This is a genomic window from Bacillus sp. BS1807G30, from assembly GCF_040047675.1.
In the GTDB taxonomy this organism is placed as follows: Bacteria; Bacillota; Bacilli; order Bacillales; family Bacillaceae; genus Bacillus; species Bacillus altitudinis.
In genome coordinates, this window is the sequence record NZ_CP157353.1 from 891,960 (window position 1) to 918,022 (window position 26,063).

A 26,063-nucleotide genomic window follows, 5' to 3' on the forward strand; every position below is an offset into this window, starting at 1 on the left:
AGAAGAGATGAAGTTCAAAGGGGAGAAATCTAATGAAACGTATACAATCCATTCGAATGGTCTGTTGTTTGATTTTGGTGATATTTAGCCTGCAATCTTTACTGCCTAGTATCATGACAGCTGAGCCGTTTAGTGTTTCTGAGAAGAAGGACACTTTGTGGAAACAAACAAAGCCGATGAACATAAAAAAAGCTCGCAAACTGATAGGAGAAACGGTGACGGTGAGCGGTATCGTAACAGCAGATCAATCCGCTATAGGGAATGGGAAACTATCAACATATATTCAAGACAAAACAGCTGGTCTCAATATTTATTCTGCGCAGCCTAAAAACTTCCCAGAACTAAAAGCTGGCATGAAGGTCACGGTGACAGGCAAGATCACGACTTATAAAGGGCTCATTGAAATTGTGCCAGATCAAGACCATCTGAAGATTGATGCTGTGAATCAACCATTGCCTTCGCCAAAAAAAGTTTCAGTGAAACAATTGGAAACGGATCAGGCAGGTAAATATGAAGGAAGATTAGTGAAGGTAAAAGGCTATGTAGAACAGGCGCCAGATCAGCCGGCTGGCGGTGGATACAATGTGGCCATCATCGATAAAAAATATCATAGCACAGTCCTTAGAGTCATGGTTGATACGGGTGCCATTGATCAAGTGAAGACCGGAAAATGGTATGAGTTTACTGGCGTTTTAAGCAGATACGATACGCTGCAAGTACTTCCAAGACACAAAACCGATGTCAAATTGCTGAAGCACCAGCCAAAGCCGCCAAAAATCAAAAAAGAATATGAGGCAACGGTAGATCGTGTTGTGGATGGAGATACCATTCATTTGAAGAAGCCTGTGCTCGGCACAACAAAGGTACGCTTCGTGAATATGGACACACCAGAAACCTACCACAATCCAAAAAATGAATTAGATCAAAACCAGCTACGTTTTGGACAAAAAGCGACGGATTATTTAAAAACCCTTCTTTCAAGTGGTGATCGAGTCACATTAAAGATTGGCCCGGAAGCAAAGGATGGATATGGACGTCTTTTAGCTCAAGTCAAAACCAAAAAAGGGCTGAATACGAACCTAGAGCTTGTGAAAAAAGGATATGCCCCTACTTATTTCATTTGGCCTGTTGGAGATGAAAAAGAGTATCTGATGTTCCAGCAAGCAGTGAAAGATGCCAAGGAAAAAGGGCTTGGTATTTGGAATGAAGAAGATCCTCTGCTAGAACAGCCGTTTGAATTTAGAGCACGCGAGCAGAAAAAAGGGCTCACACGTTATGTGGGTGATTCATCTGCAAAAACCTACGTATCATCTGACAGCTGGAATGAGATCGATGTGGATAAACGTATCTTTTTTGCTTCTAAAGAAGAAGCAGAGCAGGCTGGATATCAGGCGTCAGAATCATCCAGTGAAGTCCCATTAACCATTTTAAGCATGAATGATTTGCATGGTAAAATTGATCAGCAATATGAGCTGGATGTAAAAGGTGATGGCAGTAAAGGAACGTATGGACGGATGGATTATGTGGCGGCTTATATGAAACAAAAGCAGGCTGCGCAAAAAAATACGATAACAGTTCATGCAGGAGATATGATAGGCGGAAGCTCGCCAATATCTTCTCTTTTACAAGATGAACCAACCGTTGAACTAATGGAGAACATCGGCTTTGATGTTGGGACAGTTGGCAACCATGAGTTTGATGAAGGTGTGGATGAACTATTGCGCATCTTAAAAGGTGGAGATCACCCGAAAGGCACAAAAGGATACGATGGGCAGAATTTCCCGCTTGTTTGTGCAAACTGTGAATACAAGGATACTGGCAAACCACTTTTACCAGCCTATGAAATCATGGATGTCGAAGGAATTCCTGTAGCTTTTATCGGGGTTGTGACAACATCAGCGGCAGGTATGGTCATGCCAGAAGGAATTAAAGACATTCAATTTACTGATGAAGTCCAAGCTGTCAATGAAGCAACGAAAGAATTAAAGCAAAAAGGGATTAAAGCGATAGCGGTTCTGGCTCATATGACCGCCTCTCAAAATGGTGATACCATTACTGGAGAAAGCGCAAGGCTCGCCAAAGAAGGTGATGACGAAATTGATGTCATTTTCGCTGGCCATAATCACGAAGTGGTCAATGGAGAAGTGAATGGAAAATTAATTGTCCAAGCCTTTGAATATGGAAAGGCGATTGGAGAAGTCAATGTCACACTTGACAGGAAAACAAAAGATATTGTCAAAAAGAGTGCAAACATCCAGTATGTAGACCAGGCTGGTATTGAAAAGGATAAGGAAGCAGCGGACATTTTAGCTCATTACGGAAAAGAAGTGGAGCCGATTATTAGTGCGGTTGTTGGAGAAGCAGGGGTCAAGATGGAAGGTGGCTATTCCAATGATGGTGATACACCACTTGGCAACCTTATTGCGGATGGCATGAGATATTCAATGAAAAGTGACTTTGCCATGATGAATGGCGGCGGCATCAGACAAAATCTCGAAAAAGGACCAATTACTTGGGGAGATCTCTTTAATATTCAGCCATTCGGAAATGTGTTAGTGAAGCTGGACATCAAGGGGAAAGACTTAGTTGATATCATTGAAGCTCAAATATCTCCTCAATTTGGACCGGATTATAGCATTTCAGGCTTTTCTTATTCGTACGATCCGTTAACATATAAAGTAGTCGACTTAAAACTGCCTGATGGTTCTTCCGTTGTTTTCGACAAAACGTATACACTCACAGTGAATAATTTCATGGCGACTGCCACTGGAAGTAAGTATGCGCCGATTGGACGGCTAGGGAAGAATCCGGAGACAGGTCCAGAAGATTTAGAAGCAACAGTCGCTTTTGTAAAGAGCTTCGAGGGAGCTTCTATTGTGTATCAAAAAGAGGGCCGAATTCAACAAGCGAAACAAGAAGAAAAGGCAGCAGCAAGCTAAAGAATCATCACCAAGGGCGAAGGAGTTAAAGCATGAAAAAATGGCTTGCAGTGATTGTCATGTCAGCGGGGATTGTGCTGCTTGGCTGGGGAATTTGGCAAATCGCTTCTACTCACTTACAAACAGCACAATCATTAGAGGAAGCAAAGAAGGTCGTAAAAACTGATCAAGGAATGACAAAGAAAAAGTTTGCACCTGAAATGGGGAAAGCCTCTGGCATCCTGACCATTCCGAAATTAAAAGCCGATTTGCCGATTGTTGAAGGGACAGATGCGGACGACCTTGCCAAAGGAGTCGGTCATTATAAAGGCAGTTATTATCCTGATCAAAATGGACAAATCGTTTTGTCGGGACACAGGGACACGGTCTTCCGCCGGACTGGTGAACTGGATATTGGGGATCAGCTGAAAATCACTGTACCGTATGGTGAGTTTGTTTATGAAATCAAGCATACGAAAATTGTGGATCAGCATGATACATCCATTATTACTTTACAAAATAAAAAAGAAGAGCTTGTGTTAACCACTTGCTATCCATTTCATTTTGTCGGCAACGCACCAGAGCGGTACATTATTTATGCGAAAAGAGCATCTGTCTAACGTCAAAAGAGCCTGTATGATCAGGCTCTTTTTTCTACATATTGTCCATTAATTCAGCCATATCAGGTGGGAGCGGTGCTTCTATCGTCAGCTTTTCACCTGTGAATGGATGGTTCATGTCTACTTGTTTGGCATGAAGGGCGCATCTGTTTATCAGGTCACGCTTCCCGCCATATAATGTATCGCCAGCTAAAGGATGCCCGAGACTGCTAAGATGAACCCGAATTTGATGTGTTCTGCCTGTTTCTAATTGCAGCTTGACGGCCGTCATCTGTAAACGTTTATTGAGATGGAAGACCTCATAATGAGTCTTGGCGCTTTGACCAGTAGGAGAAACTCTCCTTCTGACGGCATGGTGTTTATCACGTCCAATGGCAGCTTGGATCGTTCCTTTCTTTTTCTTAAACAGTCCTTGTGCGATGGCAAGATACGTTCTGTTAATCGCTTTTTTTGAAAGCATTTGATCGAGTACAGCATGTGCCAACCTGTGTTTGGCAAAAATGACGGTGCCGCTTGTATCTTGATCCAGCCTATGTATATGTCTGACCCGCTTTTCTTCTCCATTTGCTTGAAAATGGAAAGCGACTAGGTTCGCCAGCGTACCTGTTTGTCCTTTTTCATTTGGGTGGGTCGGCCTTCCAGCAGGCTTTTGGACAACTAATAAATGCTCGTCTTCAAAGAGTACCTCTAATTCACCGTATTCTGGCGTCACATCACTTTCTTCCGTCTCAAATAAATCAATGATGATCTGATCACCTGTACTCACTTTTGCAGCATGGTGGGCAGTTTTTTGATTGAGACGGACTTTTTGGTGCTCCATCCAAAAATGGATAATCGGCTTAGAGGCAGACACTTCGTCTTTTAAAAATTGACTTAAGGAAATGCCATTTTGCTGCTCTCCTACTTTTAGGGAGAGCGTGTGTCCTTTTATGATCATGATATTCGTCCTCTCTTTGGGTATATATAGGAAACACTTACCTTAGCGAATGACTTTTTTTCTGTGCTATTCTGAATGGAGTAATAACGACAGAGAGGTAGATGCCACGTGAGATTAATGAAAGCTGCGACAGACCTTCAGGAGCAGGAAATTGAAGAAATATCAAAGGAAATTGAAGATCTTTTATCCCATTCCGTAAATGGAGAAGAGCAGGAAAAACAACTCCCGCTTACATTTATTGATGGTGTGTATAACGGGACAATGGATGATGCTTTTCGTATCTTATCAGGTCTTCAGTTATTACATACCATTATTTTAAAGCCGAAGCGTCATATCACAAAACGAGATCGTGAGTTATTTGAACTCAACCGTGAACAAGTTAATGCGTGCGGCTTTTCTTTCCCGTTTGATTTAGATGATTTTGCAGGCCGTCACCTTCAAAATGCGTAAAAGTTGGTGTGAACTTCCTTGTTAACTTACAAGGTCGTCGCACATACTATTTTTAAGGGAACGGAGAAACCTTCAAGATCTGTAATACCAATTCCGCTCTTTTTCAACAATGTCTATTCTCCACGAATCGGAGCGCTTGGATCTCTTGCAGAAAGAATCGAACATGACAGGAGCCTGACAAAACGATGCAGGCTCCTTTTATACATAATCATTTTAGCAGACATTCATCTTTGAAAGTCAATTTTATTCACGATATGATAGCAGTATGGAAGATATTTCAGACTTTCGGAAAAAGGAGTGGCCTCTTTGGTAAAGGCGATTATATTTGATTTTGATGGATTAATTTTAGATACAGAAACACATGAATATGAGGTTCTGCAGGAAATGTTTGCTGAGCATGAATCGGAGCTGCCTCTGTCTGTATGGGGAAATGTGATTGGAACGCAGGCAGGTTTTAAGCCTTTTAAATATTTGGAAGAGCAGTTAGGGAAGACATTAGATCATGAGGCGCTTACAGCGGACCGGCGTTCACGTTTTCAAAAGAGAATGAAGGACGAAGCAGCAAGACCTGGTGTAGAAGCTTATTTAGAAGCGGCAAAGGAGCTTGGAATTAAGATTGGACTTGCTTCCAGCTCAGATTATAAATGGGTGTCTGATCACTTGAAACAAATTGGACTTTTCGATTACTTTGAATGTATCCGCACGTCAGACGATGTGGAAGAAGTGAAGCCTAACCCAGAACTTTATTTGCAAACCGCACAATGCTTAGGCGTTGAGCCAAAAGATTGCGTGGCATTTGAAGACTCTGTGAATGGGTCAATCGCTGCCAAACGAGCGGGTATGAAATGTGTCATCGTACCAAATAAAGTGACGAGCACACTGCAGTTTGAAGAATATGACGCGAGATTAGAATCCATGGCTGAAATCGAATTGCTCCAGCTATTCCATCAGCTTGAAAAAGAGGATCAGTAAGGGGGCAATACATCATGGCAGAAAAACTAGATTTAACGCGATTTGAAAAAAGAATGGTGATTCGAAATATTAGAGAAGAAGATATCGACCGAATCATCGCATTGCAAGAGGTATGCTTTCCAGGCATGGACCCTTGGAAAAAAGAGCACCTTGAAAGCCACCTTGAACATTTCCCAGAAGGTCAGTTCTGTGCGGAATTCGAGGGGGAAATTATCGGCTCATGTTCAAGTTTATTAATTAACTTTGATGAATACGATGATCGTCACACATGGCAGGACATCACAGATGATGGATATATCACAAACCATAATCCAGATGGGATGAATATGTACGGAATTGAAGTAATGGTCAGTCCTGAGTACCGCCGGATGAAAATCGGTCATCGTTTATATGAAGCAAGAAAAGACTTAGCGAGAAGATTAAATTTAAAAAGCATCATCATTGGCGGACGTATCCCGAATTATCATAAATATCAAGAGGAAATGACTCCTCGCCAATATGTAGAGCAAGTCATGCTGCACCAAATTTATGATCCAGTGCTATCTTTTCAGCTGTTAAATGAATTTAGCCTGATGCGGATCAATCCGAATTACTTGCCGGATGATAAAGCTTCCAGTACGTACGCAACGCTAATGGAATGGAACAATGTCGATTATCGCCCGCAGTCGAAAAGATATTATAAATCGGCGTTCCCAGTGCGAATTTGTGTCATTCAATATGCAATGAAGCAAATTCATTCCTTCGAAGAGTTTATGAATCAAGTGGAGTATTACGTGGATGTGGCATCAGATGCGTCAGCTGACTTTGCCGTTTTCCCGGAAATCTTTACAACCCAGCTTATGTCATATTTAGAAGAGAGATCACCAAGTCTAGCAGTGCAGCGGATCACAGAATATACTGAGGACTACATCAATTTGTTTACAGATCTCTCGGTCAAGTACAACATTAATATCATCGGTGGTTCTCATTTCGTTGAAGAGGAAGGGAAAATCTATAATATTGCCTATTTATTTAGACGTGATGGAACGATTGAAAAGCAATATAAGCTGCATATCACGCCGAATGAAAGAAAATGGTGGGGGATTTCAGCTGGTGACCAAGTCCGGGTATTTGATACGGACTGCGGTAAAATTGCGATCCAAATTTGCTACGATATTGAATTCCCTGAGCTTGCTCGAATTGCAGCTGACAAAGGAGCGAAAATTATTTTCACTCCATTCTGTACAGAAGACCGTCAAGGTTATTTACGAGTGCGTTACTGTGCGCAGGCGAGAGCGGTTGAAAATCAGATATATACGGTCATTTCTGGAACGGTCGGAAACCTTCCGCAAACAGAAAACATGGATGTCCAATATGCACAATCAGCAATCTTTGCACCATCTGATTTTGAATTCGCAAGAGATGGCATTGTAGGTGAGTGCAACCCGAATATTGAAATGGTAGTTGTCGGTGATGTCGACTTAGAAATATTAAGAAGGCAGCGTCAAGATGGGACGGTTCGTCAGCTAAAAGACCGAAGAAGAGACGTGTACCATATTGAATATAAGAAATAACCAAAACAAGCGCCCCGCAGTTATGCGAGGCGCTTTTCTGTATGTTTACATTTTCTTTAATGCCACTGTAGCAAAATGGGCAATGCTTTTGGCAGCTAAAAATGGAACGTCTGATTTAACAAGAGATTGATAAATCGTTTTTTCTACTTGTTTCCATGTAAGATCAGACTCTTCTAAAAGATTTTTTAAATCAGGTCCTACATGCTGGTTGAAAAACTGTTCAAATTGTTCACGTTTTTCTTGTCCGGCAATCACTTCTAATTTTTGTAGCCATTTTTCTTGTTTTTGGAAAGATTGTTCAATGTTTTGTTTAATGGTGTCTGTTGTTGAAGGAAGCTGAAAATCACTTTCTGCTGTCACCTGCTTCGTTTGAATAGATGCAGCATCAGCTGTCTGTGTAATAGGTGAAGCGAATAAAAGGACAGTGGTGGAGAGCATCAAAGATTTTGCGATTGTTTTCATTAAGAAAACCTCCTAGTTCATTTAGTATTGTGCACGATATTCATTATACATTTTTGTTAAAAAAAGGTAATGAGACTTACCGCTTATTTTTTCATGCGACAAAGGGATGCCAAATGAAAAGACGAATATACTGAATGGAAATGATGTTTTACAAAGGGAGAGGGATATGGGGCGACAATCTAAACATCTGTATATCAATTTGCCGGTTAAGCATGTGAATGAGTCAAAGGCTTTCTTTGAACAGCTGGGGTTTGACTTTCAACAAGAACTGACGAATGAACATGCTGCTTGTTTTGTGATGAATGAGACGATCACAGTCATGCTGTTATCACTTAAGCATTTCCAATCCATTTCAGAGAAGGAATTGGTAGATGCCAGAAATGGCGCAGAGGTCATTATCTCTTTACAGGTCGAGACGAGGGAAGAGGTTGATGAGCTTGTGGAGCGTGCGATTGCAGCTGGTGGTTCACCGTTTAAAGAAAAACAAGACCATGATTTCATGTATGGCTGGAGCTTTCAGGATCGTGATGGTCATTTATGGGAAGTGTTTTATATGGATGAGGAGAGAAGCGACCTTTCATAAGGAAGCTTCTTTTTTATTGATGATCAGTGGTATGATAAGAGGGTAGAAAAAATAAGGAATTCATCTAGAGAAAAGTAGGTGCTTCATGGAATTTTTACTTGTCTTAATGCCAGTGTTCGGCATATTCCTTATAGGGTATATTGGGCAGAAGACAATTGGTTTTGATATACATACGCTTTCATCAATGTCTTTATATTTAATGTCACCATTTCTTGCATTTGAAACCTTTTATCAAAATAAAGTATCGATGGACTATGTGTACTTATCTATATTTGTCGTAGGGCTTTGTCTTTCACTTGTTTTATGTGTCTTCATTTTATCTCGAATTTACGGGTATTCGAATGAAACGTATTGTGCCATGATTTTGTCATCAGCATTTATGAATAATGGAAATTACGGCACGCCTGTTGTCCTTCTTGTTTTTGGAGCAGCTGGTTTAGATATTGCGATTGTGCTAATGGTCCTTCAGCAGCTCGTCATGAGTACGATCGGCATGTATTATGCAGCAAAAGGTGGAGAGGACGCGGGAGACTTGAAGGTCGTTCTAAAAAAAGTGCTGCGTATGCCAGTTGCTTACGGGGCTCTTCTTGGTCTATTATTTCAGCTCATTGACTTTTCATTACCTAAAGAGCTTATGACAGGTGTTCAGCTTGTCGGGGATGCAGCGATACCAACGATTATGCTAATTTTAGGTATGCAGCTCGCAGTGATTTCTTTTAAACAAGTGGATTATCGTAATATTTCCTATGCGGTGCTGCTGAAGCTGTTTATCTCACCACTCATCGCATTCGGCTTTACGCTTATTTTACCGGTAGATGATTTGGTGAAACAAATTATGATTTTAGTTGCAGCGATGCCGACTGCGGCGAATACCACGCTGATGGCTGTGCAATTTCGAACGAAGCCTGAGTTTGTCTCAAGCACGACGTTTCTCAGTACGATTTTAAGTATTGTGACTTTACCTGTTTTATTATGGATTTTATCCATGCACCCTCTGGGATAGGGGACGGCAAACAAAGGGGGACTTATGAATGAATGTAGATGTTCATTTTCAAGTAAGTGATGTGTTAAAAACGAAGCATTTTACGCATGCGAAAGTGTTAGCTGGGGAAAAGGGATTGTTTCGGCAGGTAAAATGGGTACATGTACTTGAAGTGCCTGCTGTAGAGGATTTGTTAAACGGAGGCGAGCTGATCTTAACGACGGCCGCAGGCTTCCATGATCAATTGGAAGTCTTTCAGGCGTTTTTAAGGCAGTTGATTGACTCAGGTGCGGCTGGATTATGTATTGAATTTGTACCGCTCCGGTTTGATGTACCGGAAGAACTGATTATTTATGCAGAAGAACGTGATTTTCCGCTAATTCTGTTTACAAAAGAAGTGAAGTTCGTCAATATTACACAGCATCTCCATACGATGATGATTGAACGTCAGTATCAGATGATGGCAGATTTAGAAGCCTTGTCGTCAAAGCTGAATGAGCTTTTACTAACTCCTCATCCGCAGATGGATATTTTGGATCAAGTGTATCAGCACGTGAGAGGGATACTACTGCTGATCCCTGTTCAAGGTGAGCCGATTATTTTATGTGATTCTTCCAAACAAACAGAAGAGCTTGTGATGAATTATTTGCAATATGCTTCATTACCAAAAGGATATGAAGTGACGCAAAAACAAGTCCTTGCACTCAAACAAACCTTTGCAGACCTCGTCCTCATTCATCAATCGAACACGCTCTCGGAATTTGAACTGCTTGTGATGGATAAAGGAGCGAATGCCCTTGCCCAGCAAACATTAAGAGAGCTGTATACAGAAGAGCTGAAGAAGACAAAAGAGAATGAATGGCTGCAAAAATGGTTTCATGAAGAGCATACAGAAAGAGAAATCATAGAACACCTTGAGGAAACAGAAGGACTGAAAAAACCGACCGGCTGTGTGGTGATGCTCTTTCAAAAAAACCACCAAATAGAAGAAATCGCAGGGAATCTTTATTTTCTTGTCTCTTGCCGCTCTATTTTTCAGCGTGCTGGTTTCCATTTGATTGTGTACGAGCATCAAGGACAAACCTTATTTATTTTATTGAATACAAGAAAAGTTGAGGACTGGAAAGAGCGTGCAGAAAAAGCGGCAAACGACATCACGCAATTATATGACCGTGAGAAGCCCGGCGAGGCAGTCATCAATTATGGAATCGGTTCATATTGTGAGCAATTTCAGCACATGAGAAAAAGTTTTCAAGCAGCGAAAGAAGTGTTGCATTTAAAGAAAGTGATGCCGCAGCGGATAGAAAGCCCATTTTATCAAGATTTACATATGCTTCGATTGATGCCTGTCATGAAAGAAAGCGGGTTATTAGAATGCATGGTGAAAGAGTATTTGGAGCCGGTGATTCTATATGATAAACAAAATAGCGGCAGGCTCTATCAGACGCTGAATATCTTTTTACAGACAAACGGTTCTAAAAAAGAAACCGCAAGCCAGCTCTATATTGTGAGGCAGACGCTTTATCACAGATTGGATAAGCTTCATGCTTTACTTGGTGAGGATATGATGCAAGCGCCAAAACGTCAAGCGCTTGAATTTGCGATCCTTGCTTATGAATTTTTACAGGGGAATCGCCATTAACGGTATATGTTAGATTTGCCAAGGGATCAAGTAGAGTGTCTCATGGTTCTTTTCAATCAGTTGACGATCTGTCTAATGTAATGTGTCTGGCCCCTTTTTTATAATGAGAGTAACGACACGGGCGGTCTTGTTTCAGTTTCATATGCCTCACTTTTTATCCATATAATGAATGGAGAGGTCATATGCAGGACCGGTTTAAGCTTCTTTGATGATGAAAACGGATACATGGGGGCGTGGGAGATGAAAACACATAACGCACAAGATCTTCAGGCGAAAGATGATCAGTTCATTTGGCATCATATGAAAGGGACAAACAAAGAAAATGAAAGTATGGTGATTCATAAGGCAGAAGGCGCATGGGTGACAGATATTCATGGAAATCGCTATTTAGACGGGATGTCAGGACTATGGTGTGTAAATGCCGGATATGGACGTAAAGAGCTTGCAGAAGCGGCGTATCAGCAATTAAATACGATGCCTTACTACCCACTGACGCAAAGCCATGTGCCAGCGATTCAGCTGGCTGAGAAGCTCAATGAATGGCTAGACGGGGACTATGTGATCTTCTTTTCTAACAGTGGTTCTGAAGCGAATGAAGCGGCATTTAAGATTGCCAAACAATATCATGCGCAAAAGGGAGAGAGTACACGCACAAAATTTATTTCCCGATATCGATCGTATCATGGCAACACAGCAGCAGCTCTAGCCGCAACGGGTCAAGCGCAGCGTAAGTACAAATATGAACCGTTAGGTCAGGGGTTCATCCATGTCGCACCGCCTGATATGTACCGGCATCCTGAAGATCAAGAGAGCTTGGCAAGTGCTGATGCAATCGATCAAGCGATGACGTGGGAATTAAGTGAGACCATTGCTGGCGTCATCATGGAGCCGATGATTACAGGAGGCGGTATCTTAATGCCGCCAAAAGGATATTTGAAGAAGGTGAAAGAAATCTGTGAAGATCATGGGGCGCTCCTCATTGTGGATGAAGTAATATGCGGCTTTGGCCGGACAGGAAAGCGGTTTGGATTTATGCATGAGGAAGTGAAGCCAGATATCATCACCATGGCAAAAGGGATCACAAGTGGATATTTACCGCTATCTGCAACGTGCGTGAAACGAGACATTTATGAAGCGTATGCAGGAGAAGATACGTATGACAGGCTACGGCATGTGAATACATTTGGCGGTCACCCTGCTTCCTGTGCGGTTGCGCTTGCTAACCTAGAGATCATGGAAAACGAGCAATTAGTGGAGCGGTCAGGCAAGCTTGGCCAAGACATGCTCGAACGTTTGCAAGAGTTAAAAGAGCATCCATTTGTCGGTGATGTGAGAGGAAAAGGTCTGCTGTTTGGGATTGAGCTAGTGCAGGATCAGGCGTCAAAAAAGCCAGCTGATCCAAGTGTAGTCGGTCAATTGATTGCAGAATGTAAAAAGCGGGGATTGATCATCGGGAAAAATGGCGATACAGTGGCTGGCTATAATAACGTGGCACAGCTCGCACCACCGCTAAATATCACTGATGAAGACGCCTCATTCATTATTCATACTTTAAAAGAAAGCATGGCGCAATTATAGCAGAGAGGTTTCTCTGCTTTTTTCTATGCCCTGAAAGGATCAGGTTTTAATCGATCTGCTAGGCTGAATGGTCAATGGGCACACTAGGTGTATTGAAAAAAACATGCGATTCTATTACTGTAAGGAGAAGATAGAACCAATACACACGAGAAGGAGACGGCATATGAGTTTTCATGATCAACCCATTCTACCTGCTGTTCGCAATATGAAGCAATTTGAGGAATTTTTAAAAAGTCCATTTACATATGGGGTCTTACTTGATGTTCACTTAGGGCGGCTTAAGGGCATCATGAATGAGGCGAATGCGCATCATAAAAAAATGTTTGTCCATGTCGATCTCATTCACGGAATCAAACATGATGAGTACGGAACGGAATTTATTTGTCAGGAAATGAAACCGGCAGGTATTATTTCTACTAGGTCTTCTGTCATAGTAAAAGCCAAGCAGAAAAAGGTGTATGCCATCCAGCGAATGTTTTTACTTGATACAAGTGCGATGGAAAAAAGCATGGAGTTTGTTGGGAAACATCGTCCAGATTTTATTGAAGTATTGCCGGGTGTCGTGCCAGATTTAATTACAGAAGTGCGCGAAAGAGCTGGAATACCAATATTTGCAGGAGGATTTATCCGAACAAAAGAAGATGTAGAACGGGCGCTTGCAGCAGGGGCGACAGCTGTCACCACATCGAATACAGAGCTTTGGAAAGCATTCCAATAGTGAAAAAGATAAAATGTGAAAATTGATTGACAACGTTTTCATCCTCTGATACTATAGCACTAAGTTAATATCATGTGATGGAGAAACGGAGATCCACAACGACACTTTACTAGGTGACAAATGACCCTGATGTAAAGTATGTTTGTTGTGGATCTTTTTTTCTGTATCTTTTCTACACATTTATAGGGGATGGCAACTGAACCAGAGGAGGAATTTTTCATGACACCATTTTGGGGTGAAGTCGTTGGTACAATGCTTCTGATTATTTTTGGAGGCGGTGTGTGTGCGGCAGTCAGTTTAAAGAAATCGCTCGCTTATCAGTCCGGTTGGATTGTAATCGCTTTCGGATGGGGATTTGCAGTAGCGATTGCAGCTTATGCCACTGGAGGAATCAGCGGTGCACATTTAAACCCGGCGCTGACAATAGGTCTTGCATTAGAAGGAAGTTTTCCTTGGGCTGATGTTCCAATGTATATTGTCGGTCAAATGCTTGGCGCATTACTCGGAGCTATTATTGTCTTCTTACATTACTTACCACACTGGAAAGCGACAGACGATCCAGGTGCAAAACTAGGCGTATTCTCAACTGGTCCTGCGATTCCGCATACTTTTGCAAACGTGCTCAGTGAAGTCATCGGTACATTTGTATTGGTGGTAGGAATTTTAGCGATTGGTGCAAATAAATTTGCAGACGGAGTTAATCCGCTGATTGTTGGTTTCTTAATTGTCGCAATTGGTCTTTCATTAGGTGGTACAACTGGTTACGCAATTAACCCTGCACGTGATTTAGGTCCAAGAATCGCACATGCCATTCTGCCGATTCCAGGTAAAGGTCCATCAAATTGGAAATATGCTTGGGTTCCTGTTGTTGGTCCAATTTTGGGCGGTGCATTTGGCGGTGTTTTCTATAATGCAGCCTTTAAAGCGAACGTCACACCAGCCTTTTGGATTGTAAGCGTTATTTTAGTTGTGGTATTGTTAGGACTCTATGTCTCTACGAAAAACCAGACAAATGCTGTCAATGAAAGTATGTAAGGGGAGGAAAACACCATGGCAAAAGAAAAATATATTCTCGCATTAGATCAAGGGACAACAAGCTCAAGAGCGATCTTATTTGATCAAGAAGGTAAAATTGCACATACAGCTCAGAAGGAATTCAATCAATATTTTCCGAACCCAGGCTGGGTAGAACACAATGCAAATGAAATTTGGAGCTCTGTTCTATCAGTTATTTCAACTGCTTTAATCGAATCAGGAATTGAAGCAGATCAAATCGCCGGTATCGGAATTACGAACCAGCGTGAGACAGCTGTCGTTTGGGATAAACATACAGGCGCACCCGTTTACAATGCAATTGTTTGGCAGTCTAGACAAACATCGGGTATATGTGATGAGCTAAAAGCGCAAGGGCACGATGAAACGTTTAGAAATAAAACCGGTCTTCTGATTGATGCTTATTTCTCAGGCACTAAAGTGAAATGGATTTTAGACAATGTCGAAGGTGCTCGTGAGAAAGCAGAAAATGGTGACTTACTGTTTGGCACAATCGATACATGGCTCATTTGGAAAATGACTGGCGGGCAATCACACGTGACAGATTATTCGAATGCATCAAGAACGTTAATGTTCAATATTTACGATCTGAAATGGGATGAAGAACTCCTTGATATCTTAGGTGTTCCAGCTTCCATGCTGCCAGACGTCAAACCATCATCACACATTTATGGTGAAACAACAGACTATCATTTCTTCGGTAAAAATATTCCGATTGCAGGAGCGGCGGGAGATCAGCAGTCTGCGTTATTCGGTCAGGCTTGCTTTGAAGAAGGAATGGCGAAGAACACATATGGTACAGGATGTTTCATGTTGATGAATACAGGGGAAAAAGCAATTAAGTCGGATCATGGATTGTTAACGACGATTGCATGGGGCATTGACGGCAAAGTTGAATATGCTTTAGAAGGAAGTATTTTCGTTGCTGGCTCAGCGATCCAGTGGCTGCGTGATGGACTTAGAATGTTTAAAGACTCAAAAGACAGTGAAGCTTATGCTGAGCGCGTTGAGTCAACAGACGGCGTATATGTCGTACCAGCATTCGTTGGTTTAGGTACACCATATTGGGATAGTGATGTCCGAGGCGCTGTATTCGGTTTAACACGCGGTACTTCTAAAGAGCACTTTGTTCGTGCAACGTTAGAATCACTTGCTTATCAAACGAAAGATGTTTTAGATGCGATGGAAAAAGATTCAAACATCTCACTTAAAACATTGCGTGTCGATGGCGGAGCTGTAAAGAATGATTTCTTAATGGGCTTCCAAAGTGATTTGCTCGATGTACCAGTAGAACGTCCAGAAATTAATGAAACGACGGCACTCGGTGCGGCCTATCTTGCGGGAATAGCAGTTGGCTTCTGGAACGACCGTTCAGACATTGCAAAACAATGGAACCTTGACAAGCGCTTTGAACCTAAAATGGAAGAAGACAGCCGTGACTCGTTATACAGCGGGTGGAAAAAGGCTGTAAAAGCAGCTCAAGCTTTCAAATAAACAAAAAGTATGGTATACTTCAAGTAAGTTAATAGAACGGTTGGAGAACTGGAGAGACCGCAAGCACCGAAGTGTAGAAATACGCTTTGGGTGTTTGCGGTCTCTTTTTCTTTACCGTACAACATGGGAGGAACAAGAGATGACTTTTTCTAGCTTAGAAAGAGAACAAATGCTTCAGGACATGACAAAAAAACCATATGATGTGTTTATCATTGGTGGGGGTATTACAGGCGCAGGTACGGCACTTGATGCGGCTTCACGCGGAATGCGTGTCGGTCTTGCGGAAATGCAGGATTTCGCAGCAGGTACGTCTAGCCGCTCAACGAAACTAGTGCACGGTGGACTTCGTTATTTAAAACAATTTGAAGTGAAAATGGTCGCAGAGGTCGGTAAAGAGCGTGCCATCGTATACGAAAACGGTCCTCATGTGACAACGCCAGAATGGATGCTTCTTCCGATGCATAAAGGTGGGACATTCGGTAAGTTTTCAACTTCAATTGGACTTAGAGTATATGACTTTTTAGCTGGCGTTAAGCATAGTGAACGCAGAAGTATGCTAAGTGCGAAAGAAACACTTGCAAAAGAACCACTTGTGAAAAAGGATGGCTTAAAAGGCGGGGGCTACTATGTTGAATACCGTACAGATGATGCACGCCTGACAATTGAAGTCATGAAAGAGGCTGTGAAATTCGGGGCAGAAGCGGTCAACTATGCGAAAGTAAAAGAATTTATTTATGATAAAGGCAAAGTTGTCGGTGTTGTCATTGAAGATGTCACAAAACAGAAAACATACGATGTATATGCGAAAAAAATCGTCAATGCGACTGGTCCATGGGTCGATCAGCTAAGAGACAAGGATCACTCAAAAGAGGGGAAACATTTACAGCATACAAAAGGAATTCACTTAGTATTTGATCAATCTGTTTTCCCATTAAAACAAGCAATCTACTTTGACACACCTGATAAACGAATGGTCTTTGCGATTCCAAGAGAAGGAAAAACATACGTGGGAACAACAGATACCGTTTACAAAAAACAGCTGGAACATCCGCGTATGACAAAAGCAGATCGTGATTACGTGATCAAAGCCATTCAATATATGTTCCCAGATCTTCATATTACAGAGAAAGACGTTGAATCTAACTGGGCTGGTCTTCGTCCACTCATTCATGAAGAAGGGAAAGATCCTTCAGAAATTTCTCGTAAGGATGAGGTATGGACATCATCTTCAGGCTTAATCACGATTGCCGGCGGTAAATTAACAGGTTACCGTAAAATGGCTGAACACATTGTGAATCTTGTACGTGATGGACTTAAAGAGGAAACTGGAAAAGATTTCGGACCATGTAAAACGAAACATATGCCAATTTCAGGTGGGCATGTAGGCGGTTCGAAAAATATGGCATCCTTTGTTCAAGCGAAAACGGCAGAAGGAGCATCCGTTGGTTTGACAGAACCGGTTGCACAAAAATTAGCTGAGAAATATGGCTCAAACGTCAGCAATGTCTTCAAGCGTGTAGAGCAGCTTCAAGGGGAAGCAGACAAACGAAATATTCCCGCATATGTGTTGGCTGAACTTGTCTATGCGATCGAAGAAGAATTGGCTGTTACACCTGTTGATTTCTTCTTGAGAAGAACAGGCAGCCTATTATTTAATATCAATTGGGCAAAAACGTATGCACAGCCTGTTGTTGACTATATGGCAGATCGTTTTGGCTGGGATGAAGCGACAAAACAGAAACATCAAACTGAATTAGACCGACTATTCCATGAAGCAGTCGTACCGCTTGATGCTGAATAAGTAAAAAGCCGATCGTGTATCGGCTTTTTTTATTTTGTTCATCGTTTTTTCATATGTTCATGATATAACATGACATAAAGGATAATTCCATATAAAATAACAGTAGATATTAATTTATTGATGTTAAGAACTGGGAGGACGACCATGAGTTGGATTACGAATTATGAGCGTTGGATCAATGAGAAGCACCTGGATACTGAACTAAGGGAATGGCTGGAGGCACATCAAGATGATCATCAAGCACTTGAAGACTGTTTCTACAAAAACCTTGAGTTTGGTACTGGAGGAATGCGCGGAGAAATTGGTGCTGGAACGAACCGAATGAATGTTTACACTGTTCGAAAAGCATCCGCTGGTCTTGCTGCGTATATTGCAGCACATGGAGAGGATGCAAAAAAAAGAGGCGTCGCCATTGCCTATGATTCACGCCATAAATCTCCTGAATTTGCGATGGAAGCGGCCAAAACACTTGCTTCACATGGCATTCAAACATACGTATTTGATGAACTGCGTCCGACACCAGAACTCTCTTTTGCAGTTCGAGAACTGAATGCCTTTGCAGGGATTGTTGTGACAGCAAGTCACAATCCGCCGGAATATAATGGCTATAAAGTATATGGAGAAGATGGAGGCCAAATGCCCCCATTTGAAGCAGATCAAGTCATTAAAGAAGTAGATGCCATCGAAAATGAATTAGCCATTTCAGTGGAATCAGAAGAAGTATTGAAGCAAAATGGTTTGATCCGCATGATTGGTGAAGAAATCGATCAAGCGTATATGGAAAAATTAAAAACCATTCGTGTGCACCCTGAGCTTGCAAAAGAAGTCGATGTCAAAGTGGTGTTTACCCCGCTTCATGGAACGGCGAATAAACCTGTCCGAAACGGACTTCAGGCCTTTGGTTATGAGCATGTGACGGTTGTACCTGAACAGGAAAAACCAGATCCACAATTCTCGACGGTCACGTCTCCAAATCCAGAGGAGCATGCCGCTTTTGAATACGCCATCAAGCTTGGCGAAAAGCAAAATGCTGATATGTTGATTGCGACAGATCCAGATGCAGATCGATTAGGTATCGCTGTGAAAAATCATGATGGTGAATTTACCGTTTTGACCGGCAACCAAACAGGCGCCTTACTACTTCATTATTTATTATCTGAAAAACAAAAACTAGGTCAACTGCCGCCTCGCCCCGTTGTGATGAAAACGATTGTGACAAGCGAGCTTGGGCGTGCTGTTGCCTCAGCATTTGGAGCTGACACGATTGATACGCTCACTGGCTTTAAATTTATCGGAGAAAAAATCAAGCAGTTTGAAGAAAGCGGAGAATACACGTTTCAATTCGGCTATGAAGAAAGCTATGGCTATTTGATCGGTGATTTTGCACGAGATAAAGATGCAGTTCAAGCTGCGCTATTAGCAGTTGAAGTCGCAGCCTTTTATAAGAAACAAGGGAAGTCATTATATGATGCGCTTGTTGATATTTTTAAGGAATTTGGATTTTACAGAGAAGGGTTAAAGTCATTAACCTTAAAGGGGAAAGTAGGAGCGGAGCAGATTTCTGCTATTCTTCATACCTTTAGATCAAACCCACCAGCTTCTATCGCCGGTCAGCGCATTACGGTCATTGAGGATTATCAATCAAGTCAAAGGCACCTTGTGGCTGAAAAGAAAGAAGAAACGATTCATCTGCCGACATCAAACGTCCTGAAATATTTCCTTGAAGATGGCTCATGGTTTTGTTTACGACCTTCTGGTACGGAGCCTAAAGTCAAATTTTATATTGCAGTCAAAGGCACATCGTTAACTGACAGCGAAGAAAAGCTGAAACACTTATCAGAAGAAGTCATGAAAGTCGTCTATGACATTGTGGAAGAAACAGCTAAATAAAACATCACAAAGCCATCATGTCATGCATGATGGCTTTTTCTCAGTCAAAAGGATGAGAAAAAATCATCCTTTTTGAGAAAGAGCCGCACAGATGCTCATGGTATAATCAACATATTGATCAGAGAGGCAGTAAAAGCCGGGGGTACACACGATGGGAGATTACCAAGAAAAAGTCAAAACATTAAAAACGTTAAAAGAAATTGCTGAAAAGCTAAATGAAGGGATGGAAATGAAGGAAACGCTTCATGAAGTGCTTCATATGCTTATGGAAGTGACAGGCTTTCAAACAGCATGGATTTATTTTATAGAAGAAGACGGATCGTATGAACTAATGGCAGAAGTATGCTTACCTGAAGCACTGGCAAAGGATCGAAAGCAATTGATGTGTCAAAACGATTGCTATTGCATCAACCGCTACACAAAAGGCTCACTGCAATCAGCGACCAATATCATCAATTGTAAACGGATTGAAACGGCGATTGAGCAAAAGCTTGGAGATACAGAAGGAATTACCCATCATGCAACCGTTCCTCTCCAAGCATGTAAGCGTACGTTTGGCTTATTAAATGTGGCGGCAAAAGGGAAGGTCACATTTACACAGGAGGAGCTGAATCTGCTTGAAAGTATTGCACTGCAAATTGGTACGGCTATTCAGCGTATGAAGCTTGTGCAAAATGAGCAGCAGCATGCACTGCTAGAAGAACGAAACCGGCTTGCGCAGGATTTACATGATTCTGTGAATCAAATGCTGTTTTCCGTGAGTTTGACTGCAAAGGCAGCGCGTCAAATGACAAGTGATCAAAAATTAGGTGAAATGATTGATTTTATTCAGCATTTATCACAAGATGCCCTCATTGAAATGCGATCACTCATCTGGCAGTTAAGACCAAAAGGGCTTGAAAAAGGATTTACGACAGCGATTGAAGAGTATGCACAGCTTTTAGGTCTAAATTGTTCATTGTCTTTATCAGGCTGTATGGAAATAGATCATTCAAAGCACGAAACCTTATTTCGTGTATGCCAAGAAGCTCTAAATAATTGCCAAAAGCATGCGGGCGTTGAGAAAGTAGAGGTCAAACTGGAGCAATCAGGAGATACGTTTGGTATGAAAATCATCGATCAGGGAAAGGGATTTCAGTATGATGAACAAATGAGTCTTCCTTCACTTGGATTGAAAGGGATGGCTAAACGTATTCGTAGAGCAGGAGGTACATTTTGTATCAATTCTGAGCTAGGTAAGGGAACCACAATTCATGTGAAAGTCCCATTTTCTCAAGAAAGGAAGGGGTTGTCATGAGGGTAGTCATTGCAGATGATCATCATATTGTCAGAAAAGGGCTGGTCTTTTTCTTGCAAACTCAGCCAGATGTAGACATCGTCGGTGAGGCATCCAATGGGGAAGAGGCACTGCAGGTAGTCAGGCAAACGAATCCTGATATTGTCTTGATGGACCTTTCTATGCCTGTGATGAATGGAATTGAGGCAACAAAGCAAATGACACTCGACATGCCGGAAGTCCGCATTGTTATCCTGACAAGCTATGCAGATAAGGACTATGTCATCCCTGCTATTCAAGCGGGAGCGAAGGCTTATCAGCTCAAAGATGTAGCACCTGAAAAGCTTCTCACGACAATGATTGAGGTGCAAAATGGTACGTATCAATTAGACGGTCATATTACGACGTTTCTCATCCAGCATCTAACTGAACCTAAAGAGCAGAAATGGGCATTGATGAACGAACTGACCAATAGAGAACGTGATGTCTTATTTGAAATCGCAAAAGGGAAAAGTAACAAAGAAATCGCCTCGTCGCTTTTTATTTCTGAAAAGACTGTGAAAACACATGTGTCTCATGTGTTATCAAAGTTAGAGCTGGCAGATCGAACTCAGGCCGCTCTATATGCGGTAGATTATCAAAAAAATCAGCCGAAAGAGCTGTTGTAAAAGAAGAGCATATACAGTCTATATGAATGGTGGACATTCCAAAAGACTTCATGAGTATTTCTCATGAAGTCTTTTCTTTTTTATGAAAGACGGTTAGTAAAAGGCTGAAAAGAAAACAAAGAGCTAAAATAAAGTTCATTCTAGCCCTATGTCAACAATCTGAAAGGCAGAAAATCACCCTTTTCCTTTATGTGTACATCGGTTCAGCATATGCTTCAGCAACGGCAGCCTCTGAAGCATGGTCGATATACTGCAGGAGTCCATATAAACATTTTTCAACATCTGCATCGTTCCGGTTAAATTGATACGCATGTAAGAAATGCTCAATACGTTTCGAGAGCAAATCATCTTGCGTACGGACCATAAGAATAAGTAAATTATCCCATTGCGAGCGATGCGTATAATAAAGTGCCTTATCATAATCTGCCACATTCATTAAACCTTCTCCTTTCCCTTGAGAAGTCCTCATTAGTTTGCTCGGATCAGGTCGACTTTTTCAGGGGAAAAGTTGGTGTCTGCATAAACAGGGTACCGGGAATTATAGGCTGAATAAATGCTTCATGTATGAAAAAGTACCAACCAGCAAAACCTAAACAAAATAGACATGAAAGTGAGAATATTGATATCATGCACCCGAAATTATGGATGCTTTTTGCAGCAGGAATTATTTTATTCGGCAGTCTCATGGTTCATCCATCTTCACAAGCAGCCGTGCAGCCGGCAGAGAATTGGGAAAGACTTGCGTATACTGCCTTGCAAGATGAATATGAAGGCGCCGCTTTAAACGATTATCATTACATTGGACGTACACAAGTGAATGAAGATCAAACAAAAGATGTGTTTCGCGTGACCGTGAAGGAAGGCTCCACACGATTTGCAGCACATGCAGAAATTTATTTTCATCCGGTGACGGGGCATTTGATTAGTATTAACGTATTTCGGCTATAAAAAAGCACCTCTTTTAAAAAGAGGTGCTCCAGCTGAAAAGAAGATTTATTTCATGCTTCCTTGAAGATATGAGCGAATATCCACACCGAGTGAATCCGCTAAACGCTGTCCGTAATCTTCATCTGCACGATAGAAGTTACAGATCGCAAGTAATTTCGTTTTTTCATTTACGTCTTTCAAGTCAGCTGTCAGGTTCTTGATCAATGCTTGTTTCTCTTCTTCAGAGTAGCTTCGATATTTTTCTCCAGCTTGTTTGAAATCATTTGGTTTTTCAATTTTTTGTCTCACTATACGGTCACCATGAAGAACTGGTTCACTTTCTTTGTAGTGAGGGTTTTCTTTTGGCTGATCGTCATAACGGTTTGGTTCATAGTTAATATGACCGCTTGGACGAGTTGTTGTCATAAAGCCATCCTGTTGGTTATTGTGAACAGGCGCATAAGGACAGTTAACTGGGATGCGCATGTAGTTTGCACCTAGGCGGTGACGCTGCGTGTCAGGATAAGAGAACAGACGACCTTGAAGCAGTTTGTCTTCAGATGCTTCAATTCCTGGTACTAGGGCACTTGGCGTGAAAGCAGATTGTTCTGTTTCAGCAAAGAAATTTTCTGGATTGCGGTTCAGTGTCATGCGGCCCACTTTTTGCAGCGGATAATCTTCCTCGCTCCACGTCTTCGTCGGATCACATGGATCATAATCTAGTTCATCATAATCACTGAGCGGCATAAGCTGAACGTAAAGATCCCATGCTGGATAATTTCCTTTTTCAATACGATCATACAAGTCTCTTGTCGCATGCTGGAAGTCGTTTGCTTGAATTTCTGCAGCTTCTTCCATCGATAAATTGCGAATGCCTTCTGATGGTCTCCAGTGGTATTTCACATATTTTGTTTCTCCGTATTTGTTTACCCATCTAAACGTATGAACACCAGAACCGCGCATTTCAGCGTAGTTCGCAGGAATACCTTCGTCAGAGAAGAGCCATGTGAGCATGTGAGTAGATTCAGGTGTTAACGTCATAAAATCCCAATAACGGTCAGGATCTTGAATGTTGGTTACAGGATCTGGCTTGAGAGAGTGAACCATGTCAGGGAATTTAAGTGCATCACGAATGAAGAAGATCGGCAAGTTGTTCCCAACTAGATCATAGTTGCCTTCTTCTGTATAAAATTTGACAGCGAAGCCGCGAGGGTCACGTAATGTTTCAGGCGAACCTTTAGGGTGAATAACCGTTGAGAAACGGACAAAAACGTCTGTTTGTTTTCCTTCTTCACTTAAGAAGGCTGCTCTTGTATGTTTCTCCATGCTATTTTCTACTTCAAATACACCATAAGCGCCGGCGCCTCTTGCATGTACGACACGCTCTGGAATACGTTCACGGTCAAAGTGTGCAAGTTTTTCAATCAAATGGTAATCATCAAGAAATGAAGGCCCCCTGTGACCAGCAGTTCTTGAGTTTTGATTATCGCCAACTGGCACGCCTTGATTCGTTGTCAAATTTTTATGATTAGAATTTGTCATTCTTTTTCTCCTCCTGTAAACAAAAAATGGTTTCTAGCAATCTATATACCCTAATTATATTGAATCAAACATGATAGTCAATATTTATTTATAATAATTTTAAATAAATTATTATTACAAGGAGGTAAAGAAAAAGACGAAAGAAATAAATTCTTTCGCCTTAGAGCAGAAGCTCTCTTAGAGCATCTTTGTTTTGTGTTAAATCATTTAATGTGTATTGGTCAAGAACGCGTAAATAAGCAGTGAGTGCTTCATGAAGTACATGCTTTAATGAACAAATCGGGGAGATAATACAGCTGTTTTTCTTCGGATCAAAGCATTCAACCATGACTAAATCATCCTCTGTATAGCGGACAACCTCACCAATATTAATGCTTTCTGGGCTTTTCCCCAGCCTAATCCCACCATTTCTTCCGCGGATCGTTTCTACATAACCACGTTTTCCAAGATGGTAAATGACCTTTGTCAGGTGATTTTTCGAAATGCCATAAATATCGGCAATCTGCTGAATATTTGACAGTTCATTGTTTTCTCTCGAAGCTAAATAAATGAGTACCCTTAATGAGAAATCTGTATAATTCGTAAGTTTCATTTGGACGACCTCTAAACCTAATAGAGTTTTGTATCATCGTAACACATTTTAGACAAAAACTGTTCGAGAAAGTACTAAATGTGACAACATTTAAAACATGCATTTTAAATATTGCTTTTATAAGCTGTCATCCATTACGATAAAGATGTATTTAAAATACATCTTTTGAAAGAAGGAATAACGATGTTATCCACAGATCAAATGAATGCCATTAAACAATCAGCCCCTCTTCTAAAAGCTGAGGGAACAAAACTTGTGACTGTTTTTTATCAAAATATGATTAGACAGCACCCAGAGCTACTCAATCAGTTTAATAAAACAAATCTCATGAATGGAAGTCAGCCAGAGGCGCTTGCCGCAACACTCTATCAAGCTGCACTGCACATTGATCGCTTGGCAGACTTGCTTCCTGCTGTGAAACAAATTGCCCATAAGCATGTCAGTGTCATGGTGAAAAAAGAGCAGTACCCAATCGTCGGATATCACCTTCTTGAAGCAATGAAAGAGGTATTTGGGTTATCAGAGGAAGATGACACATTGTCGGCTTGGAAGGCTGCATATGACATCATTGCGAATATATTCATCACCATTGAGGCAGAAATGAAGGCTGAAAATGTGAAACAACCTGGCGGATGGACTGATGTCAAACCGTTTATGATTAAGAAAAAGAAACAAGAATCTCCATCACTCATTTCCTTTTATTTAGTACCAGAGGATGAATCGGAGCTGCCAATGTATGATGCTGGTCAATACATCACGGTGCAAGCAAATATGCCGGGTGAAGCTTATGTATGTAGCAGACAATACAGCTTATCGGACCAATATCACCCATCTTATTACCGCATCACAGTGAAACGAGATGGGCATGTCTCCACATTCCTGCATGATGAAATGAGAGAAGGCGATATTCTTCAAGTGAGTATGCCGCAGGGAATGTTCTGCTTGCAAGATGACACCAAAGAACCCGTTTATTTGATTAGTGCCGGTTCTGGTGTCACACCAATGATTGGTTTAGTGAAAACAGCGTCGCATAACAATCAGCCATTCACGATGATTCATGCAGACAGACTAGAGGATGTAATCGCTTTCGAACAAGAGTTTGAACACGTTCTCACTTCATCTCCAGAGGGGCGTATTATCCTTTGTAACGAACAATTTGAAAAGAGTGGAAAGAGTGAGCTGGTTGAGAAGGCGGCTTCCCGTATTGACCAGCCATTCCTCCAATCAGTCATTGGTGAAGGGAAAGGCCAATTTTATGTTTGCGGTTCCCCAGCATTTACACAAGAGATGATCCTTAGTTTAAAAGCGATGGACATCCCGGAAGAGAATATCCATTATGAATCGTTCGGCGGGCAGTCCATGAAAGAGATGGAAGTCGTCTAAACAACTGGCTGAACATCATGTT

The 26,063-nt window shown here is 41.6% G+C and carries 23 protein-coding genes; 18 read left to right on the plus strand and 5 right to left on the minus strand.

Annotation, left to right across the window (positions count from 1 at the left end):
- The first annotated feature begins 32 nt into the window (after positions 1 to 32).
- Positions 33 to 2,939 carry a 5'-nucleotidase C-terminal domain-containing protein gene (locus ABG082_RS04560; protein WP_348936600.1) on the plus strand — a complete coding sequence of 969 codons (2,907 nt, stop codon included), beginning with the start codon at positions 33 to 35 and terminating at the stop codon, positions 2,937 to 2,939.
- A 32-nt stretch (positions 2,940 to 2,971) separates the two neighbouring features.
- Positions 2,972 to 3,538, plus strand: coding sequence for a class D sortase (locus ABG082_RS04565; RefSeq protein WP_076821983.1), 567 nt, complete (start codon positions 2,972 to 2,974; stop codon positions 3,536 to 3,538).
- 34 nt (positions 3,539 to 3,572) lie between these two features.
- On the opposite strand, the gene ABG082_RS04570 is transcribed toward ABG082_RS04565, so the two are convergent.
- Positions 3,573 to 4,475, minus strand: a complete 903-nt coding sequence (locus ABG082_RS04570) for an RluA family pseudouridine synthase (RefSeq protein ID WP_317328963.1) — start codon at positions 4,473 to 4,475, stop codon at positions 3,573 to 3,575.
- Between the two features lie 108 nt (positions 4,476 to 4,583).
- On the opposite strand from ABG082_RS04570, the gene ABG082_RS04575 reads away from it, so the two are divergent.
- The 3 genes from ABG082_RS04575 (at position 4,584) to ABG082_RS04585 (ending at position 7,450) form a co-directional block, all read left to right on the plus strand.
- The gene (locus ABG082_RS04575) at positions 4,584 to 4,925 is read left to right on the plus strand and encodes a DUF5365 family protein (RefSeq protein ID WP_073415961.1); all 342 of its coding nucleotides are present in this window, start codon (positions 4,584 to 4,586) and stop codon (positions 4,923 to 4,925) included.
- A gap of 306 nt (positions 4,926 to 5,231) precedes the next feature.
- Positions 5,232 to 5,897 carry an HAD family hydrolase gene (locus ABG082_RS04580; protein WP_348936601.1) on the plus strand — a complete coding sequence of 222 codons (666 nt, stop codon included), beginning with the start codon at positions 5,232 to 5,234 and terminating at the stop codon, positions 5,895 to 5,897.
- Positions 5,898 to 5,911: 14 nt separating this feature from the next.
- The gene (locus tag ABG082_RS04585) at positions 5,912 to 7,450 is read left to right on the plus strand and encodes a bifunctional GNAT family N-acetyltransferase/carbon-nitrogen hydrolase family protein (RefSeq protein ID WP_007497061.1); all 1,539 of its coding nucleotides are present in this window, start codon (positions 5,912 to 5,914) and stop codon (positions 7,448 to 7,450) included.
- 45 nt (positions 7,451 to 7,495) lie between these two features.
- Here the strand turns inward: ABG082_RS04585 and ABG082_RS04590 are convergent, their stop codons facing one another.
- Positions 7,496 to 7,912, minus strand: coding sequence for a hypothetical protein (locus ABG082_RS04590; RefSeq protein WP_007497062.1), 417 nt, complete (start codon positions 7,910 to 7,912; stop codon positions 7,496 to 7,498).
- 166 nt (positions 7,913 to 8,078) lie between these two features.
- On the opposite strand from ABG082_RS04590, the gene ABG082_RS04595 reads away from it, so the two are divergent.
- From ABG082_RS04595 to ABG082_RS04645, 11 genes are all read left to right on the plus strand, one after another.
- Positions 8,079 to 8,495, plus strand: a complete 417-nt coding sequence (locus ABG082_RS04595) for a VOC family protein (RefSeq protein ID WP_008349030.1) — start codon at positions 8,079 to 8,081, stop codon at positions 8,493 to 8,495.
- Between the two features lie 85 nt (positions 8,496 to 8,580).
- Positions 8,581 to 9,498 carry an AEC family transporter gene (locus tag ABG082_RS04600; RefSeq protein ID WP_144610780.1) on the plus strand — a complete coding sequence of 306 codons (918 nt, stop codon included), beginning with the start codon at positions 8,581 to 8,583 and terminating at the stop codon, positions 9,496 to 9,498.
- 28 nt (positions 9,499 to 9,526) lie between these two features.
- Positions 9,527 to 11,119, plus strand: coding sequence for a PucR family transcriptional regulator ligand-binding domain-containing protein (locus ABG082_RS04605; protein ID WP_348936602.1), 1,593 nt, complete (start codon positions 9,527 to 9,529; stop codon positions 11,117 to 11,119).
- 240 nt (positions 11,120 to 11,359) lie between these two features.
- Positions 11,360 to 12,697: an aspartate aminotransferase family protein gene (locus tag ABG082_RS04610; protein WP_348936603.1), complete on the plus strand. Its 1,338-nt coding sequence runs from the start codon at positions 11,360 to 11,362 to the stop codon at positions 12,695 to 12,697.
- A 163-nt stretch (positions 12,698 to 12,860) separates the two neighbouring features.
- The gene (locus ABG082_RS04615; protein WP_348936604.1) at positions 12,861 to 13,415 is read left to right on the plus strand and encodes a glycerol-3-phosphate responsive antiterminator; all 555 of its coding nucleotides are present in this window, start codon (positions 12,861 to 12,863) and stop codon (positions 13,413 to 13,415) included.
- Positions 13,416 to 13,634: 219 nt separating this feature from the next.
- On the plus strand, positions 13,635 to 14,450 hold the full coding sequence (locus ABG082_RS04620) for an MIP/aquaporin family protein (protein WP_008349011.1): 816 nt from the start codon (positions 13,635 to 13,637) through the stop codon (positions 14,448 to 14,450).
- 15 nt (positions 14,451 to 14,465) lie between these two features.
- Positions 14,466 to 15,962, plus strand: a complete 1,497-nt coding sequence (gene glpK / locus ABG082_RS04625; RefSeq protein ID WP_007497075.1) for a glycerol kinase GlpK — start codon at positions 14,466 to 14,468, stop codon at positions 15,960 to 15,962.
- Between the two features lie 139 nt (positions 15,963 to 16,101).
- On the plus strand, positions 16,102 to 17,763 hold the full coding sequence (gene glpD / locus ABG082_RS04630; protein WP_348936605.1) for a glycerol-3-phosphate dehydrogenase: 1,662 nt from the start codon (positions 16,102 to 16,104) through the stop codon (positions 17,761 to 17,763).
- A gap of 144 nt (positions 17,764 to 17,907) precedes the next feature.
- The gene (locus tag ABG082_RS04635; RefSeq protein WP_057079760.1) at positions 17,908 to 19,653 is read left to right on the plus strand and encodes a phospho-sugar mutase; all 1,746 of its coding nucleotides are present in this window, start codon (positions 17,908 to 17,910) and stop codon (positions 19,651 to 19,653) included.
- 151 nt (positions 19,654 to 19,804) lie between these two features.
- Positions 19,805 to 20,950 carry a GAF domain-containing sensor histidine kinase gene (locus ABG082_RS04640; protein ID WP_250027060.1) on the plus strand — a complete coding sequence of 382 codons (1,146 nt, stop codon included), beginning with the start codon at positions 19,805 to 19,807 and terminating at the stop codon, positions 20,948 to 20,950.
- On the plus strand, positions 20,947 to 21,597 hold the full coding sequence (locus ABG082_RS04645) for a response regulator transcription factor (protein ID WP_052321031.1): 651 nt from the start codon (positions 20,947 to 20,949) through the stop codon (positions 21,595 to 21,597). The genes ABG082_RS04640 and ABG082_RS04645 overlap by 4 nt, the downstream gene beginning before the upstream one ends.
- 187 nt (positions 21,598 to 21,784) lie before the next feature.
- Here the strand turns inward: ABG082_RS04645 and ABG082_RS04650 are convergent, their stop codons facing one another.
- On the minus strand, positions 21,785 to 22,033 hold the full coding sequence (locus tag ABG082_RS04650) for a YhdB family protein (protein WP_008349000.1): 249 nt from the start codon (positions 22,031 to 22,033) through the stop codon (positions 21,785 to 21,787).
- A gap of 128 nt (positions 22,034 to 22,161) precedes the next feature.
- Between ABG082_RS04650 and ABG082_RS04655 the strand changes: the two genes are divergently transcribed.
- Positions 22,162 to 22,545 (plus strand): YqzG/YhdC family protein, encoded by a 384-nt coding sequence (locus ABG082_RS04655; RefSeq protein WP_348936606.1) that lies wholly within the window; start codon positions 22,162 to 22,164, stop codon positions 22,543 to 22,545.
- A gap of 45 nt (positions 22,546 to 22,590) precedes the next feature.
- On the opposite strand, the gene ABG082_RS04660 is transcribed toward ABG082_RS04655, so the two are convergent.
- Positions 22,591 to 24,066, minus strand: coding sequence for a catalase (locus ABG082_RS04660; protein WP_144684746.1), 1,476 nt, complete (start codon positions 24,064 to 24,066; stop codon positions 22,591 to 22,593).
- Positions 24,067 to 24,226: 160 nt separating this feature from the next.
- Positions 24,227 to 24,658 (minus strand): Rrf2 family transcriptional regulator, encoded by a 432-nt coding sequence (locus ABG082_RS04665; RefSeq protein WP_041507532.1) that lies wholly within the window; start codon positions 24,656 to 24,658, stop codon positions 24,227 to 24,229.
- A 183-nt stretch (positions 24,659 to 24,841) separates the two neighbouring features.
- Here ABG082_RS04665 and ABG082_RS04670 point away from each other — a divergent pair, with 183 nt between their 5' ends.
- Positions 24,842 to 26,041: a globin domain-containing protein gene (locus ABG082_RS04670; protein WP_348936607.1), complete on the plus strand. Its 1,200-nt coding sequence runs from the start codon at positions 24,842 to 24,844 to the stop codon at positions 26,039 to 26,041.
- Positions 26,042 to 26,063: the final 22 nt, after the last annotated feature.

Coding starts and splice junctions, on each gene's coding strand:
- ABG082_RS04585 (WP_007497061.1), top strand. CDS start 5,912: ATGGCAGAAAAACTAGATTTAACGCGATTTGAAAAAAGAATGGTGATT.
- ABG082_RS04620 (WP_008349011.1), top strand. CDS start 13,635: ATGACACCATTTTGGGGTGAAGTCGTTGGTACAATGCTTCTGATTATT.
- ABG082_RS04655 (WP_348936606.1), top strand. CDS start 22,162: ATGAAAAAGTACCAACCAGCAAAACCTAAACAAAATAGACATGAAAGT.
- ABG082_RS04645 (WP_052321031.1), top strand. CDS start 20,947: ATGAGGGTAGTCATTGCAGATGATCATCATATTGTCAGAAAAGGGCTG.
- ABG082_RS04640 (WP_250027060.1), top strand. CDS start 19,805: ATGGGAGATTACCAAGAAAAAGTCAAAACATTAAAAACGTTAAAAGAA.
- ABG082_RS04590 (WP_007497062.1), bottom strand. CDS start 7,912: ATGAAAACAATCGCAAAATCTTTGATGCTCTCCACCACTGTCCTTTTA.
- ABG082_RS04600 (WP_144610780.1), top strand. CDS start 8,581: ATGGAATTTTTACTTGTCTTAATGCCAGTGTTCGGCATATTCCTTATA.
- ABG082_RS04670 (WP_348936607.1), top strand. CDS start 24,842: ATGTTATCCACAGATCAAATGAATGCCATTAAACAATCAGCCCCTCTT.
- ABG082_RS04560 (WP_348936600.1), top strand. CDS start 33: ATGAAACGTATACAATCCATTCGAATGGTCTGTTGTTTGATTTTGGTG.
- ABG082_RS04570 (WP_317328963.1), bottom strand. CDS start 4,475: ATGATCATAAAAGGACACACGCTCTCCCTAAAAGTAGGAGAGCAGCAA.
- ABG082_RS04665 (WP_041507532.1), bottom strand. CDS start 24,658: ATGAAACTTACGAATTATACAGATTTCTCATTAAGGGTACTCATTTAT.
- ABG082_RS04565 (WP_076821983.1), top strand. CDS start 2,972: ATGAAAAAATGGCTTGCAGTGATTGTCATGTCAGCGGGGATTGTGCTG.
- ABG082_RS04660 (WP_144684746.1), bottom strand. CDS start 24,066: ATGACAAATTCTAATCATAAAAATTTGACAACGAATCAAGGCGTGCCA.
- ABG082_RS04595 (WP_008349030.1), top strand. CDS start 8,079: ATGGGGCGACAATCTAAACATCTGTATATCAATTTGCCGGTTAAGCAT.
- ABG082_RS04615 (WP_348936604.1), top strand. CDS start 12,861: ATGAGTTTTCATGATCAACCCATTCTACCTGCTGTTCGCAATATGAAG.
- glpK (WP_007497075.1), top strand. CDS start 14,466: ATGGCAAAAGAAAAATATATTCTCGCATTAGATCAAGGGACAACAAGC.
- ABG082_RS04635 (WP_057079760.1), top strand. CDS start 17,908: ATGAGTTGGATTACGAATTATGAGCGTTGGATCAATGAGAAGCACCTG.
- glpD (WP_348936605.1), top strand. CDS start 16,102: ATGACTTTTTCTAGCTTAGAAAGAGAACAAATGCTTCAGGACATGACA.
- ABG082_RS04650 (WP_008349000.1), bottom strand. CDS start 22,033: ATGAATGTGGCAGATTATGATAAGGCACTTTATTATACGCATCGCTCG.
- ABG082_RS04605 (WP_348936602.1), top strand. CDS start 9,527: ATGAATGTAGATGTTCATTTTCAAGTAAGTGATGTGTTAAAAACGAAG.
- ABG082_RS04610 (WP_348936603.1), top strand. CDS start 11,360: ATGAAAACACATAACGCACAAGATCTTCAGGCGAAAGATGATCAGTTC.